The 16409-nt window shown below is 37.2% G+C and carries 15 protein-coding genes and 1 riboswitch; of the genes, 12 read left to right on the top strand and 3 right to left on the bottom strand.

Going from position 1 to position 16409, the window contains the following annotated elements; genetic code table 11:
- The first annotated feature begins 5 nt into the window (after positions 1-5).
- From parC to thiE, 8 genes are all read left to right on the top strand, one after another.
- Positions 6-2456 carry a DNA topoisomerase IV subunit A gene (gene parC, locus A5816_RS06550; RefSeq protein WP_086310984.1) on the top strand — a complete coding sequence of 817 codons (2451 nt, stop codon included), beginning with the start codon at positions 6-8 and terminating at the stop codon, positions 2454-2456.
- Between the two features lie 276 nt (positions 2457-2732).
- Entirely contained in the window at positions 2733-4964 is a 2232-nt protein-coding gene (gene pflB, locus A5816_RS06545) for a formate C-acetyltransferase (RefSeq protein ID WP_002372302.1), read from the top strand.
- Between the two features lie 242 nt (positions 4965-5206).
- Positions 5207-5968 carry a pyruvate formate-lyase-activating protein gene (gene pflA / locus A5816_RS06540; RefSeq protein WP_002290235.1) on the top strand — a complete coding sequence of 254 codons (762 nt, stop codon included), beginning with the start codon at positions 5207-5209 and terminating at the stop codon, positions 5966-5968.
- An 84-nt stretch (positions 5969-6052) separates the two neighbouring features.
- Positions 6053-6979 carry a manganese-dependent inorganic pyrophosphatase gene (locus A5816_RS06535; protein ID WP_002372303.1) on the top strand — a complete coding sequence of 309 codons (927 nt, stop codon included), beginning with the start codon at positions 6053-6055 and terminating at the stop codon, positions 6977-6979.
- 181 nt (positions 6980-7160) lie between these two features.
- Positions 7161-8042 carry a DUF1803 domain-containing protein gene (locus A5816_RS06530; protein WP_038398846.1) on the top strand — a complete coding sequence of 294 codons (882 nt, stop codon included), beginning with the start codon at positions 7161-7163 and terminating at the stop codon, positions 8040-8042.
- A 136-nt stretch (positions 8043-8178) separates the two neighbouring features.
- Positions 8179-8276, top strand: a riboswitch (TPP riboswitch).
- A 63-nt stretch (positions 8277-8339) separates the two neighbouring features.
- Positions 8340-9143, top strand: coding sequence for a bifunctional hydroxymethylpyrimidine kinase/phosphomethylpyrimidine kinase (gene thiD / locus A5816_RS06525; protein WP_025478235.1), 804 nt, complete (start codon positions 8340-8342; stop codon positions 9141-9143).
- Positions 9144-9147: 4 nt separating this feature from the next.
- A complete protein-coding gene (gene thiM / locus A5816_RS06520) occupies positions 9148-9972 on the top strand; it encodes a hydroxyethylthiazole kinase (protein ID WP_025478236.1) in 825 nt (274 codons plus the stop codon).
- The gene (gene thiE / locus A5816_RS06515) at positions 9956-10594 is read left to right on the top strand and encodes a thiamine phosphate synthase (RefSeq protein WP_002372317.1); all 639 of its coding nucleotides are present in this window, start codon (positions 9956-9958) and stop codon (positions 10592-10594) included. Before thiM ends, thiE begins: the two co-directional genes overlap by 17 nt.
- Positions 10595-10893: 299 nt before the next feature.
- On the opposite strand, the gene A5816_RS06510 is transcribed toward thiE, so the two are convergent.
- Positions 10894-11601, bottom strand: a complete 708-nt coding sequence (locus A5816_RS06510) for an SDR family NAD(P)-dependent oxidoreductase (protein WP_002372319.1) — start codon at positions 11599-11601, stop codon at positions 10894-10896.
- Between the two features lie 395 nt (positions 11602-11996).
- Here A5816_RS06510 and A5816_RS06505 point away from each other — a divergent pair, with 395 nt between their 5' ends.
- Complete coding sequence (locus A5816_RS06505; protein ID WP_002372320.1) at positions 11997-12533, top strand: GNAT family N-acetyltransferase; 537 nt, start codon at positions 11997-11999, stop codon at positions 12531-12533.
- 136 nt (positions 12534-12669) lie between these two features.
- Here the strand turns inward: A5816_RS06505 and A5816_RS06500 are convergent, their stop codons facing one another.
- Entirely contained in the window at positions 12670-13302 is a 633-nt protein-coding gene (locus A5816_RS06500; protein WP_002372322.1) for a hypothetical protein, read from the bottom strand.
- Positions 13303-13449: 147 nt separating this feature from the next.
- Entirely contained in the window at positions 13450-13992 is a 543-nt protein-coding gene (locus A5816_RS06495; RefSeq protein WP_002289260.1) for a DUF2179 domain-containing protein, read from the bottom strand.
- Between the two features lie 134 nt (positions 13993-14126).
- On the opposite strand from A5816_RS06495, the gene A5816_RS06490 reads away from it, so the two are divergent.
- The 3 genes from A5816_RS06490 to A5816_RS06480 all read left to right on the top strand — a co-directional run bounded on the left by A5816_RS06490 (position 14127) and on the right by A5816_RS06480 (position 16361).
- The gene (locus A5816_RS06490; protein ID WP_002290241.1) at positions 14127-14516 is read left to right on the top strand and encodes a hypothetical protein; all 390 of its coding nucleotides are present in this window, start codon (positions 14127-14129) and stop codon (positions 14514-14516) included.
- Positions 14517-14519: 3 nt separating this feature from the next.
- Complete coding sequence (locus tag A5816_RS06485) at positions 14520-15278, top strand: alpha/beta fold hydrolase (RefSeq protein WP_025478239.1); 759 nt, start codon at positions 14520-14522, stop codon at positions 15276-15278.
- A 135-nt stretch (positions 15279-15413) separates the two neighbouring features.
- Positions 15414-16361, top strand: coding sequence for a LacI family DNA-binding transcriptional regulator (locus A5816_RS06480; protein ID WP_002372328.1), 948 nt, complete (start codon positions 15414-15416; stop codon positions 16359-16361).
- The last annotated feature ends 48 nt before the right edge of the window (positions 16362-16409 follow it).

Below are 16409 nucleotides of genomic sequence, written 5' to 3'. Positions count from 1 at the left end.
ACCTGATGGAAAATCGACAAGAAGTACAAGAATTAACTTTAGAAGAAGTGATGGGTGACCGCTTCGGACGTTATTCCAAATATATTATCCAAGAACGTGCACTGCCTGATATCCGTGATGGATTGAAACCAGTGCAACGCCGGATATTATTTGCCATGAACAAAGATGGCAATACGTATGACAAAGGATTCCGTAAATCAGCAAAATCTGTCGGAAATATCATGGGGAATTATCATCCTCATGGTGACAGCAGTATTTATGAAGCGATGGTCCGCATGAGCCAAGATTGGAAGTTGCGGGAAGTACTGATCGAAATGCACGGGAATAACGGGAGTATGGACGGTGATCCACCTGCTGCGATGCGTTATACTGAAGCCAGATTATCCAAGTTAAGTGGAGAGATGCTAGCAGATATCGAAAAAGAAACAGTCGATCTCGTGTGGAATTTTGATGATACAGAAAAAGAACCAACAGTTCTTCCCGCTCGATACCCAAACCTTCTAGTCAATGGATCGACAGGTATATCTGCTGGATATGCGACAGAGATCCCGACTCATAACTTAGCTGAAGTGATTGACGGCACAATCTATATGATCGACCATCCACAAGCAAGCCTTGAAAAATTGATGGAATATATTCCTGGACCTGACTTTCCAACAGGAGGGATCTTGCAAGGAAAAGATGAAATCAAAAAAGCTTATGAAACAGGGCGAGGAAAAGTTATTCTTCGTTCGAAAACAAAGATAGAAGCAATGAAGGGCAATAAACAGCAAATCGTGATCACTGAAATCCCATATGAAGTAAATAAAGCGACATTGGTGAAAAAAATGGATGAGATCCGTTTGAATAAGAAAATCGATGGAATAGCTGAAGTACGAGATGAAAGTGATAGAACTGGTCTGCAAATTGTCGTTGAATTGAAAAAAGACGCCAATGCTCAAGGAATTTTGAATTATTTGTTCAAAAACACTGAGCTACAGATCAATTACAATTTCAATATGGTCGCTATCGATCATATGACTCCGCATCAAGTTGGACTGAAAGACATTTTAAGAAGTTATATCGAGCATCGAAAGCAAGTCATAACAAAACGCAGCCAATTCGATTTAGCCAAAGCTCAAAAAAGACAGCATATCGTAGAAGGACTGATGAAAGCTTTATCGATTCTGGATGAAGTAATCGCAACGATTCGTGAAAGTAAAGACAAAAGAGACGCCAAAAAGAATTTAGTCGACGTTTTCCAATTTACAGAAGAACAAGCAGAAGCAATCGTCACATTGCAACTATATCGTTTGACGAACACAGATATCACAGAGCTTCAAAAGGAATCTGAAAGCTTGATTGCACAAATCACAGAGTTGAATAAAATCCTTTCAAACGACAAAGAGCTTTTCTCTGTTATGAAAAAAGAATTGCGAGAAGTGAAAAAAAATTACTCTTCCGCTCGTCTGACGACAATCGAAGACGAAATCGAAGAAATCAAAATCGATACGCAAGTTTTAGTGGCGCAAGAAGACGTAATCGTCAGTGTGACACGAGAAGGCTATGTGAAGCGAACAAGCCTTCGTTCTTATAGTGCTTCCAAACCAGAAGAAATCGGGATGCGAGAAGGCGACTACTTGCTGTACTCAGGTGAATTGAGTACATTGGACCATGTTCTTCTGATTACGAATAAAGCAAATGTGATCTACCGTCCTGTTCATGAACTACCCGATTTGAAATGGAAAGATGCTGGCGAACACATTTCTCAAACAATCTCCAATCTGTCTGTAGATGAATCGATCTTAGCTGTTTTCCCATATCAAAAAATCCAAGCAGAGAAAACATTTGTATTCATCAGTAAGAATGGATTGATCAAGCAAACACGAATGACAGAGTTCGAACCATGGCGCACCTACAAGAGCCGTCCGCTCAGCTGTATGAAGCTAAAGGCGGAAGAAGATGAACTTATTGCTGTATATCTGAAAGAAGATCAGCCAGGCCTAGATGTGTTCTTAGTGACGCATCAAGGAATGGGCTTGCGCTATCCTTTAACAGATGTTCCCGTTGTTGGAGCAAAGGCAGCTGGAGTGAAGTCTATGAATTTGAAAGATGGAGATAGGATTGTCAATGGGCTGCTTGTGTTAGCAGACGGAGATACGCCGATCGTAATCGTTACTCAGCGAGGAGCCGTGAAACGCATGCTTGCTCAAGAAATCAGCCAAACTTCACGTGCGAAGCGGGGAGTGACGGTCATGCGTGAGCTGAAAAAAAATCCGCACCGTATTATCTATATGTCGGAAGGAAGATCAAAAGAAATAACCTTGATGAATCAAAAAGGACAACAGATAACGATTGATCCAACGGATTTTCCTATAGGTGATCGAACATCGAATGGTTCGTTTGCTATGGACGAGAAAAAAGGTGGAGAAGTCATCGAAGTCATCGATGCTCCTGAGATTTTCATCGAATCATAACTGTTATGGTATTTTAATGAATAGGCACCATCTGTATTAATACAGATGGTGCCTATTTTTCATTCCTTTTTAATAAATCCTTATACGTTTGCAAAAAAAGATGAAAGTGTTCACAATGCTTAAATATTGGTATATCAACGTTACTTGCAATATACATAGATAAAACATAAAAATTGTTAAATAAAAAACAAGAAAACCCTTGCAAAGATAAGGTGCTGTGTTATACTAATCACGTAAAAACTGTTACATAAAACAGAAATTTAGGAGGTCCATACAATGGAGCAATGGAATGGATTTAAAGGTACCAAATGGAAAGAAGGCGTAGACACTAGAGACTTTATTCAAAACAACTACACTGAATATCGCGGTGATGACAGCTTTTTGGAAGGCCCAACAGAAGCAACAGAAAAATTATGGGATGAATTGCAAAAGCTGAATGATATCCAATTCGAACGTAACGGTGTTTATGATATGGACACAGAAATCGTATCAACCATTACTTCCCACGATGCAGGCTATTTGGATAAAGATTTGGAAAAAATCGTCGGTCTACAGACAGACAAACCTTTGAAACAAGCATTCATGCCGTTTGGTGGAATCAATATGGCTAACAATGCGCTGAAAAGCAATGGCTATACACCAAACGATGAATTAACACATGTTTTCACTGACTGGCGCAAAACACATAATCAAGGGGTGTTTGATGCTTATACTGCTGAAATGCGTGCAGCTCGTAAAAACAAAATCATTACAGGGCTTCCAGACGCTTACGGTCGCGGACGTATCATCGGCGACTATCGTCGTGTGGCATTGTATGGAATCGACTATTTGATGGAACAAAAGAAAAAAGATCATGATATGACTGGTTATCATACGATGAGTGAAGAAGTGATTCGTTTACGTGAAGAAATCACTGAACAATATCGTGCATTAGCACAAATGAAAGAAATGGCTGCAAAATACGGCTATGATATCTCTAAACCAGCTGCAAATGCAAAAGAAGCTGTCCAATGGTTATACTTCGGTTATTTAGCAGCAATCAAATCACAAAATGGCGCTGCGATGTCAATCGGACGTATCTCAGCATTCCTTGATATCTATATCCAACGTGATTTGGATAATGGAGTAATCACAGAAAAAGAAGCGCAAGAATTGATCGATCACTTAGTAATGAAATTACGTATGGTCAAATTCGCGCGTACACCTGAATACAACCAATTATTCTCAGGATTCCCTATCTGGGCTACTTTATCCATTGCTGGTATGGGCTTAGATGGTCGTTCATTAGTGACGAAGAATGATTTCCGTCTGCTTCATACATTGACAAATATGGGACCTTCACCAGAACCAAACTTGACTGTTTTGTACTCTGAACACCTTCCAGAAGGATTCAGAACATATGCGAGCCGAATCGCTATCGAAAGTTCTTCGATTCAGTTCGAGAATGACAATCAGCTTCGTGAACAATGGGGTTCTGATGATTGTGCGATTGCTTGCTGTGTATCAGGAACAGTTGTTGGAAAAGACATGCAGTTCTTTGGTGCTCGTGCTAACTTGGCTAAAACACTATTATATGCTATCAATGGTGGGGTCGATGAAGTGACTGGCGCCCAAGTTGGACCAGAATATCGTCCAATCACATCAGAAGTACTAGATTTTGAAGAAGTGAAACATAACTTCATGAACATGATGGATTGGTTAGCAGAACTATATGTCAATACGTTGAACATCATTCATTACATGCATGATAAGTATTCTTATGAAGCAGCTCAGCTTGCCTTGATGGATTCTGACTTGCAACGCACATTTGCTACAGGTATTGCTGGAATCTCTCATGCGGCAGACAGCTTGTCAGCCATCAAATATGCAAAAGTAAAAGCAATCCGTAATGAAAAAGGAATAGCAGTTGATTTTGAAGTAGATGGCGACTTCCCTAAATACGGAAATGATGATGACCGTGCAGATGAATTAGTTTCATGGATCTTGGAATACTTCATGGGACAAATCAAACGTCATAAAACTTACCGCAACTCAAAACCAACAACTTCATTATTGACGATTACTTCAAATGTTGTTTACGGTAAAAATACAGGAAATACTCCTGATGGCCGTGAAGCTGGAAAACCACTTGCGCCAGGAGCAAACCCAAGTTACAATGCAGAACAAAGTGGGTTATTAGCCAGCCTGAACTCAACAGCTAAAATGAATTACGGTTGTGCATTGGATGGAATTTCAAATACCCAAACAATCAATCCTTCTGGTCTTGGAAAAGAACAAGATACAAGAATCGAAAACTTGCGTAATGTCTTAGACGGATACTTCTCAAAAGGCGCTTATCATTTGAATGTCAATGTATTTAGTAATGATCTATTACGTGATGCAATGGAAAATCCAATGAAATATCCGAACTTGACGATCCGGGTATCTGGTTATGCAGTTAAATTCCGTGACTTGACAAGAGAACAACAACTAGATGTCTTGATGAGAACGTCACACGATAGAATGTAAAAAGTTTGTGAAACAGCCTTTCGACTCAGTGCCGAAAGATCGTTAGATATCCTTCGCATCATAATCGAATGATCAGTATGCTTATTTGAAAGACACGATTTACAGGGGCAGGACATGTATGTTCCGTCCCTGTAAATTTTACACATAACGAAGCGGTGATTGCCAAAAATTTTGTTCAAAAAGCTTCGCTTCGACAGCTAACTTGTACTTAAAATGAAATCAAAGAAAAGATGTGAATTTAAATGGAAGAAAAAACAATCGGCTATGTTCATTCTATCGAAACTTTCGGTTCAGTAGACGGCCCTGGACTGCGCTTTGTCGTGTTTATGCAAGGATGCCGCATGCGTTGCCAATTCTGTCACAATCCTGATACTTGGAATATTGGCGGAGGGAAAGAGTACTCAGCAGATGAACTTTTAGATAAAGCGGAACGCTTCAGACCTTACTGGGGAGATAAAGGTGGTATTACTGTTAGTGGCGGAGAGCCTCTATTGCAGATCGATTTTTTGATCGAACTATTTAAAAAAGCAAAAGAGCGGGAAATGCATACCACATTGGATACATGCGGAAAACCTTTTACGTATGAAGAACCCTTCTTCTCTCGTTTTCAAGAATTGATGAAGTATACAGACTTACTGTTATTTGATATCAAACACATCGATAATGAAGAGCATAAAAAACTAACGCATTGGGACAATGAAAATATTTTAGAAATGGCGCAATATTTGTCAAAAATCAACAAACCGGTTTGGATTCGCCATGTACTAGTCCCTGAGCGAAGTGATTATGATGAATATTTGATCCGACTAGACAACTTTATCCAAACCTTGTCAAATGTAGACAGAGTAGAGATCCTTCCTTACCATACGATGGGAAAATACAAGTGGGAAACACTTGGTTTGAAATATCCATTAGAAGGGATCGAACCACCTACAAAAGAACGTGTCGAAAATGCTAAACGATTGCTTCATACAGAAGAGTATACAAAATATTTAACGCGATAGAACGCATCGGAAAGAAGTTAAGTATTGCTTCTTTCCGTTTTTTTGCTATTATTAAATAGGAGAAATCACAAAGGAGCGAATGACATGTCAAAAATTTTAGTTTTTGGTCACCAAAATCCAGATACAGATGCAATTGGGGCAGCCATTGCCTTTTCACACTTGCAAAATGAATTAGGTAACGAAACAGAAGCAGTTGCTTTAGGTACACCTAACGAAGAAACACAATACGCATTAGACCACTTTCAACTATCTGCACCACGAGTAGTAGAGTCAGCTAAAGCAGAAAATGCCGATGTCATGCTTGTGGATCATAATGAATTCCAACAAAGTATTTCAGATATCAGCGAAGTAAATATTTTGGCTGTAGTAGACCACCATCGTATTGCAAACTTTGAAACAGCTAATCCATTGTACTATCGTGCAGAACCAGTTGGATGTACAAGTACGATCATTTTAAAACTATATAAAGAAAACCAAGTAACGATCCCTAAAGAAATTGCTGGGATTATGCTTTCAGCTATCATTTCAGATACATTGTTGTTCAAATCGCCAACATGTACGCCTGAAGACGAAGCAGCTGCAAAGGAACTTGCAGCAATTGCTGAAGTAGATCTAACTGCCTATGGTCTTGAAATGTTGAAAGCCGGAACGAATCTAAGTGATAAATCAGCTGCGGTTCTTCTTGATTTGGATGCAAAAAGTTTCCCAATGGGCAGTTCCAATGTGCGTATCGCTCAAGTCAATACAGTGGACCTGAATGAAGTGATGGATCGACAAGCAGAACTAGAAGCAGCGATGGAAGAAGAAATGAAAGCAAATGGCTACGATTTATTCGTATTAGTTGTCACAAATATCTTAGACAGCGATTCAGAATTACTTGTTGCTGGTAAAGGTAAAGAAAAAGTAGAAGAAGCTTTCCAAACAACTTTGACCAATAACCGAGCTTTGCTTAAAGGTGTCGTTTCACGTAAAAAACAAGTCGTACCTCAGTTGACGGCTGTATTCAGCTAATCAAATGGTAGGATGAAGCATTCAAAGTGAATGGGATAAGCGATTGAATAAAAAGAAACACAGAACATACTAAAAGTCTAAGAAATGGAGGAGAATAACAGTCAAACATGACTCTTGTTCTTCCTCCTTTTTATGTAAAAGCCTTTTAAGTAAAATAAAATGGATAGAAAAGAGAACATATATGAACTATTATTATTCAAAAAATAAGGAAAATTTTTATCAAAAACTGACCGGTGATCCGCTTTTTTCTTTATTGACCGATTATCTATATGAACATCGAGAAAAAGAAACGATTCTAAGAGAATTGAAAAAAGAATTTCCGCAAAACAAATTTTCTCATTTTCTTGATCTATTGATCGATGCAGGATTAATCAAGAGAGAAGAACGAAGATATCATTTGAACTTTCCAGTATTTGATTCCAACGATTACTTGCAACAAGCCACTTCGGCTGCTGAAACCATAGCCGACCAATTGAAGAGACTCTCTGTTGCTGAACAAAAATTAGCGATGGGAGAAGTTATTTGGGCGTATTGTTTTGAAGATGAACGAAAAGAAGCGTATTTTTATGGAGTAAGAAACAGCCGAGAGACAGAATTGCTGAGAACGACTGCTGGAAATCAGAAGTACCGTTTTATTACACTTTCCTCTAAAGAACACTTTCCGCTTACGTTGGCTAATTATTTTTTTATACAAAAGAATCAGCTTCCTGTAACGAAGGCATTCAAAGAATTAGCCGAACTTATTGGAGATGTAAATGAAGCGTACTTTTTTGATCAAATAGAAGTTATCGTTGACAGGATACGTAAAAATAAATATAAAAATCGTCGGCCTAGTATTTTCCATCAGTCACTACTTGTGACGGATACCATAAAGGAAGAAGAATCATTTACACTAGTATTGCCTATTGTCGAAAAAAACAATCTTGAGATCGAATTTCCAACATTGGATCCTTCATTGACAATGGAGGAAACGGCCTTTCTTAAACGACAAATCTTTTCTGAGCTGAGCAAGAAATTTATGCCGCATGCATTTTCTTATATCAAAGAATATGGAACAATATAGAACAGCTTTGGTGAGTAGAATCTAAGAGAGCAGTAAGCAAAAATCAGGTGTTTATACTTATAAAATACATTTTAAGTTGATCAACCTATTGGAAATGATACCCTTTTCATCTACAATGATATAAGAATTAAATATGTTTGATTTGCAGGGGGACGCTATGGCGTTGAGAAGGTAAAACCTGACCCTTTGAACCTGTTGGTTGATACCAGCGTAGGGAGCAAATGTCTTTTTTGTTGATACAAAAGGCATTCTTCTTACTTGAAGAATGCCTTTTTACTTTTTAAGGAGGGAAAAGTAGTGAAAAAAGTACTTAGTATTGCAGGATCAGATTGTAGTGGGGGAGCTGGTATACAAGCCGATTTAAAAACATTTTCGGCGCATGGTATTTATGGTATGTCTGTTATCACTTCTGTAGTTGCTGAAAATACGGCTAGAGTCATTTCCTATCAAAACATTTCACCGCAAATTATTAATGAACAAATGGATGCTGTTTTTGAAGATATTTTCCCAGAAGCTGTAAAAATTGGCATGCTCTCTTGTGAGGAAACAATGCTTGCTATTACAGCCGGATTAAGAAAATGGCACCCTCATAATATTGTGGTTGATCCAGTGATGTATGCTAAAAATGGGGATGCTCTAATGGAACCAAAGGCAATTAATACGCTGATTGAATCAGTTCTTCCTTCAGCTACCCTAATCACACCGAATATTCCAGAAGCTGAAAAAATAGCTAGGTACTCAATTTCATCAGTAACTGATATGGAATCAGTTGGACGGATCATTTACGAAACTTGTGGTACTTCTGTTCTTATTAAAGGCGGACATAAAATAGGAGAAGCAACTGATGTTCTTTTTGATGGGAAACAGTACTATTACTACACGTCTGAACGAATCAATACTAAAAATACTCATGGTACAGGCTGTACCTTTTCTTCCGCTATCGCCGCTCAACTAGCTTTGGGAAAATCGTTGGACCAAGCTATACAACAAGCAAAACAATATATCACTACTGCAATTCAGCATTCCTTAGAAATTGGCCAAGGTCACGGCCCAACCAATCATTTTTATTCACTATATAAAAACGGTCTGAAGGAGGAATGAGCAAATGAATACATTTATGCAAACTGCCATCCAGAAAGTTCGATTAAACGCTCCTTTGATTCATCACATAACAAACTATGTAACGGTCAATGATTGTGCTAACATCACCTTAGCAATTGGTGCTTCTCCTATCATGGCAGATGATGCACAGGAAGTGCTTGAAATAACTACGATGTCAAATGCATTAGTTCTAAATATCGGTACATTAAATGAACGTACAATTGTCTCTATGCTTCTTGCAGGAAAAAAAGCGAATGAACTTGGTATTCCAATTATACTTGACCCTGTTGGAGCTGGAGCATCTCGATTTCGAAATGAAACAGTTAAAAAACTATTAAATGATATTCATTTTTCAGTTATTCGAGGAAATATATCTGAAATGTGTTTTTTAGCTGGATTGAAAAGTAGCACTAAAGGTGTGGATGCTTCACTTGAGGATATAGGAAAAGAAAACGAAGTTGAGGAACTTGCTTTATCACTTGCTTCTTCTCATCAATGTATTACAGCCATTACAGGTAAAACAGATATTGTCTCTGATGGTATTCAAACCATTCAAGTTAAAAATGGTTGTTCTGAAATGAGCCGTATTACAGGAACTGGCTGCATGTTGACTTCTTTGATTGCGAGTTTCTGCGGTAGCTGTCCTAATTCTCTTTTTGAATCAACGACAAGTGCAGTGATTGCAATGGGCATAGCAGGTGAATTATCCTATGAAAAATCAAAAGAATTAGGAACAAGTAGCTTTCGAATGAATCTTATTGATGAAATCAGTAAAATGAGCGACCAGAAACTAGTACAGCGAGGTAAATATTTTGAAACTAAACATTGATTATCGTTTGTATTTAGTAACTGATCCACACTTATTCAGCACCAATACATTGACTGAAGCAATTGAACAAGCAATAGAAGGTGGTGTTACTTTAGTACAACTTCGAGAAAAAGAATTGGATTCCGGCCCATTTTATGAGGAAGCTCTAGAAATCAAACAACTAACAAAAAGCCAGAATATTCCTTTAATTATCAATGATCGTGTAGATATCGCTTTAGCGTGTGACGCTGATGGGATTCATATTGGTCAATCTGATTTGCCCATTGAAACCGTTCGAAAACTAATTGGAAAAGATAAAATAATCGGTGTTTCTGTCCAAACCCTTCAAGAAGCAATTGAAGCAGAAAACGGCGGTGCAGATTATCTAGGGATTGGTGCAATGTTTCCTACAACTACTAAAGAAGACGCGATTCAAGTAACAAATGATGAACTAAAAAAGATTTGTCAAAAAGTTTCTATTCCTATTGTATTAATTGGTGGAATAAACCAGCAAACAATCCCGTATTTTAAAGACTTTCCCATCCAAGGATTTGCGGTTGTTTCAGCTATATTAGCTAAAAATAAGATTAAAGAAGCTAGCCAAGAACTTTTACGATTAATTGATCAAACAATTTCTAGTTAACAAATATTATTTTCTAGTTACTTAACAAAAATTACTTTATTACCATATAAAGATAAAAAATCGGCCATTTAAAAAGAAAATGACAGGTAAGCATATAAGAGGGGGCTGTGACAAAAGACTTGTCACAGTCCCTTCTTATTTCTTGAAGCTGACCACTTCGGTCACAATCTCTTTTTAGTCAGGTTAAGACAATATTTTCTAGAGCATCAACTATTGCTGTAAAATGAATGATCAAATGATAACAGTATGATCGTTTCATGTTCTGTACATTGAAATAGACTTATAGTAGACCAACTATTTTAACGTAAATAACCGCCATTATTTAAGTCGAAAGTAGCACCGGTATAATGAGAACTTTCCTCTGAAAGTAAAAAATGGACAGTATCAGCAACATCTGACGGTAAAACTGGATCTTTGATTAGATGGTGCTGCTGGTATTCTTTCTTTCGCCATTCTGGAATGGTAGCCATCATTTCTGTATCTACCATTGTGGGAGCAACAGCGTTTACTAAAACTTGTGGAGAAAAGCGTAAAGCCAAGCTTTTAGTCAAACCAAGCAAAGCTGCTTTGGATAAACCATATAAGGCATCTGAACTACCTTCTTGGCCAGAGATAGAAGAAATGTTAATTATTCTCCCTTGAGTTTCTTTATCTATAAGATGCTGAATGAAAAATTTTGAGAATATTGTAGCACCTTTAATATTTATTTGTAAAACTCGATCGATCGCAGATTCATCGTAGTCCAATAAACTTAATGCATTGTATACACCTGCATTATTAACTAAGCCGTAAAGTGATTGAGCCGAAATGTTTGTAAAAAAACTTTCTACAGCTTGATAATCAGTCACATCAACGCAAGCGAGTGTAAGATTTGGATGGGAAGAAAAATTCCCTAGCTTATCTTTATTATTATCAACAGCAATAACTTGATAACCAGCCTTTAACAAACGATTCGTAAGTGCTTGGCCGATTCCACCAGCTGCTCCAGTTATGATTACTTTTTTCATTATTTTCCCTCCAAGTGATAGATGAACATGTTTGTTTCTAGAATAACTATTTCTTACTATACAACTTAAATTGTTTTTCGTATAGATGAATTATATTTTGTTATATTTTTAAGTGAAAAAAGAAATTAACTTTGATTCAAACAAATTGATTTTTTTATGTGAGTTATTGGTGAAGACTACTATTTATACACAGAAAAAGTGATAAGAAGTATTTTATTATTTAAATTCTGGAAATGTTTTTCAGTTATCATAACAAGTGTTATAATGTATGAGAATTGACAGTTTTTTGAAAGAGGTTCTTATAGCGACAAGCAAAAAAGTTTAAAAAAGATAATTGTTGATCAATTGAGACCTCTGATTGATCAGTAGACTAACTATAAATTTAGGAGAATAACATGCGAGAGAGTGTATCTTTAAAAACAATTTCAGAAGAAGATTTGAGAGATATTTGGGAAATCAGTTTTGGGCCAAAAGCAGATTTGGAATGGATGAAGTTCAACGGCCCCTATTTTAAAGACCCAGTACAAACATGGACAGAATTTTCTACAGGATATGGGCGATCACTTATCAATAGTCCAATGAGCAAGGCTATAATGTTTGATCATAAGATAGTAGGATTGGTTACTTCCTATTGGGCTGATTCTAATTTAAAACAATGGTTAGAAGTTGGGATCTCGATATATGATTCTAGCATTTGGGGCAAGGGAATCGGAAGTATTTCTCTTTCTTTATGGTTAAAAGAATTATTTGAGTATTTTGCCTATCTACCACATATTGGATTCACTACATGGTCTGGAAACAAAGGAATGCAAAAAATTGGTGAGAAATGTGGAATGACAAAGGAAGGAGTCATAAGAAAAGTTAGGTTTTTAAATAATCAATATTATGATTCAGTCAAGTATGGCATTCTAAGGGAAGAACTAGCCGATTAGATTAGGAAGTCCATTTGGTGATCCAGAATCACTCAGAAACGAATGGTAAGTCATTATTAATCATCTATCCAATCTTGGGTTATTTTTTTAGATTGAAGTGTTTAAAACTAAAAAAGCATTTATGAAGTCGTAATAGTCAGGCTTCAAAATGCTTTTTATTTTGTTTCTTTTTTCTTTGCCACATAAATACACCTAGACTGACGATGAAGAGCATATCCAACAGATTTCCTGCGACTTGGATCGTCGAAGGGTTGGCCAATGGTATCAACGCAAGGACAAAAAAGGAAAACAAGCTGTAGATAAAACATGTGACAGGAACTAATCGAAAGAAGAGCGGACATTTCAATTGGCTAAAAATTAGTGAAAAAATAAAATAGGTGAAAATAGATAAAATCACGACTAAACCATTCATGATAAAGAAGAAAAGCGTATTGTGATTAAACGAATAAAAAAGGATAGCTAAAAAAGAAAACGTTTTAAATGCAATCAATACACCTGAAGCTTCATTTAACGTACCAGGATGTCGATGAAAAAAATAGGCACCGAAATACACAGAAAACATCAAGCCGCATAGAGAAGATAGAATCAAAAAAAACGGATTTTCTTCGGTTTCTGTAATATCAGAATGATCCAAAAGCAACCAGCCTAATGCACTAGAAGGCGCATGTGAGGTCTTAACGTACGAATAACATAGAAAAAATAAAATCGTCAAAGTTGCAAAAAAAGAGCCTAAATGTAAAAAATTAGTTGTTTTACGTTGAATTTCCATAATATCTCCAAATTAAATTGATAAGTATATAAAGTATAATAACAAATCAATGAGTATATGTCGATGTTTTTTAATCAAAATTATAAATAAAAACTGTCGAACATCTAAAATTTAATTTATATGTTCGACAGTTTTTTAGTTTGTGAGTTATTTTCCTTGTCTTTTTCTTACTTTTTTAGTCCAAAAACCACCTGAAATATATTTTGGTTCATATGAGATGATGAAAGCACGCTCTTCAATTTCTTTGATCAGACGATACAGTTCACGTTCGCTTTTTCTAGGAGAAAGTATTTCCAGGACCAGTCGCTCGCCTTCTAGACCCATTGCAGAAGTTTGTGTCACACCGTAACCGTGTTCTCTCAGTATACCAGGCAAACTTTTATCTTCCGCGCTATTTGCTGGCAAAATCGTTGTGACCATGATGTATCCTAATGCCAGCTTGTCTTCAATCAAAATCCCAACACTGATACCTACTGCGTAACCTAACGCATAGACAAATAAATTCAGCGGATTATCTAAACGATCCAATACAAGAGATAGCCCCACGATATAGATCGTGATCTCAACCATACTGACAAGGGGAGCAATCAGCCGGTAGCCTTTCATTGTCAGCATAAAACGTAACGTGTTCAAAGTGATATAAGCAAAATTGATGAGGAAGATCATCCCCAACATTTTAGGATCAATCATTTGTAAAACTCCTTTCATTTGTATAACAACAATATCAAAAAAAATCGTAAGTGAAGAAAAATTGAAACTTTATTGGTACCAAAAAATGATAAAATGATTATAATAGAATTATAAAGATAGGTTAGGTGATTAAAATGAAAACGGTCAATCGAGTGTTTTGTGCCAGCCACGTGCTCAGTCTCCTTCTCAGTATATACTTAGGTGTCTATGCGATTCAACAGCCAATTGATGTAGAGAACATTGTTTTTCAGATGTCGCTGACAGATGGTTTGATTCTAAGCGTTTTTTTCTTTTTGATACTATTTATTGGTAATATTTTCGGTAGCGTTGCCAGTTTTTTGAATTTCTCTATTTATCCTCTCCTTTCGCTAGCATTAGGAGTGGTGGGGCTTTGTTCCCTATTCTTATTTCCTGAGCCATTCAGTCCTGCATTTATATTATTTGGTATACTGAACCTGTTCCAGACGACTGTCGGATCATGGTTGCTATGGCGATCAGGAAATTTAATGAAAATAGGTGAGTAACCATTGAATCCAATTATATTGAAACGTTCTGTCAATCAAATTCCAGTGTTAGAGGTTGTCCTGAAAGAATTAAGAGAAGAACGGATTCCCGTTGTTATCTATTATCACGGATGGCAGACAAGTAAGGAGTTAGTTTTGACACAAGGAAGGAAAATTGCACAGCAAGGTATTCGTGTGATCCTGCCAGATGCGATGAATCATGGGGAACGCAAACAGCCAATTTCTTCTATTCCATCCTATACATTTTGGGATAGTATCTACGGGAACTTGTTTGAGTTTGACACGCTTATCAAGCATTTAGAAAAAAGAGATCTTTTACATGATCGGCTTGCAGTTGGCGGGGTTTCGATGGGTGGAATGACAACATGCGCGTTGCTAGCTAAGCATCCTCATATAGCAGCAGGTGTATGTTTGATGGGTTCTCCTGCACCTCTGGAATATGGGAAAGAAATTGCAAGAAGAGCGTCAGAATACAATTATATCTTGCCAAAAGACTATTTTGATTTGATCTCGTGGGTCAAGAGTTATGATTTATCATTGCAGCCGGAAAAGTTAGCTGGACGCCCTCTGTTCTTTTGGCATGGACAAGCAGATGAAAAGATTCCTTATATACAAACGGAAAGATTTGTAGAAAAAAACCGGCATGAGCCTTACGGAAAAGAAATTGTTTTTCGTTCCTCCAAAACACAGCGACACATGGTACAAATACCACTGATGGAGGAAGCTTCCGCTTTTTTAGCAAAGAATTTGATAAAAAAATAGAAATAGCTGAATCGGAAAATCACTTAAGGAGGATAGGAGATTTTCTGATTTTTCTTTTGGGCTATAATGAACCCTGTTAGGAAAATTTGGTATAATTGGTAGTAAGAACGACAACATGTTAGAAAGGAAGAGAGCATGCCCACTTTAGCAGATGTTGCAAAACGTGCCAATGTTTCAAAAATGACGGTTTCTCGAGTCATCAATCATCCGGAACAGGTGACGGATGAATTGAAAGAGTTAGTTTTCTCAGCAATGGCTGAACTGGATTACCGCCCAAATATTGCTGCAAAAGCACTTGTCACGAATCGGTCACAGATCATCAAATTATTTATACTGGAAGAAATCGACACAACTGAGCCATATTACATGAATTTGCTGATGGGGATCGCTAAACGGATCGGAAAAGCGCATTATTCTCTCCAACTAGTTACAAATGACGCATTCGATGTCGGTTCTTGTGATGGATACATCATCACAGGTGTCAGAAAAAAAGACTTCGATTGGATTGACCGCTTGGAAAAACCAGTTGTTTTGTTTGGAGAAAATTGTGAAGGATATGACTATGTAGACAGCGATAATGAATATGGTACAGCAAAAGCAACTCAATATGCCTTAGAAAGAGATTACCAAACAGTTATTTATATCGGGATCGAAGTGGATGAATCTTTTGAACTTTCAAGGGAAGCTGGTTACTTATCTGTGATGAAGGAAGCTGATCTTCCAAGTAAGATCTTGCGATTTCCAAATCATTCGACAGAAGTAGAAAGATATATGATAGAAAACTGGGCAGGTTTCACCGATAAAACTTGTTTTGTATGCAGCTCAGATCGACTGGCACTAGGAGCGGTAAGAGGAATTGTAAATGCTGGTGGGCACTTGCCGGAAGAATTTGGTGTGATCGGCTTTGATGGCGTGTTTTTAGACCAAATCAGTTCGCCTAAATTGACAACGATCAAGCAAGATATTATCCGTATGGGGGAAGTATGCGGGGAAATGTTGCTGAAAAAAATAGAAGAGAAAGGGGCAAGTCAAGGTTATCGTCGTTTTTTCCCTGAACTAGTCATCAGAGAAACGACAAATTAAGCCTCATTACTTTTTATATATTTATGAAATTCATCGCTATTTTCTTAA

Source organism: Enterococcus sp. 3G1_DIV0629 (genome assembly GCF_002141285.1).
Lineage (GTDB): Bacteria > Bacillota > Bacilli > Lactobacillales > Enterococcaceae > Enterococcus_B > Enterococcus_B lactis.
The sequence above is the reverse complement of the archived record's forward strand: the minus strand, read 5'-3'. Positions and strand labels throughout refer to the sequence as shown.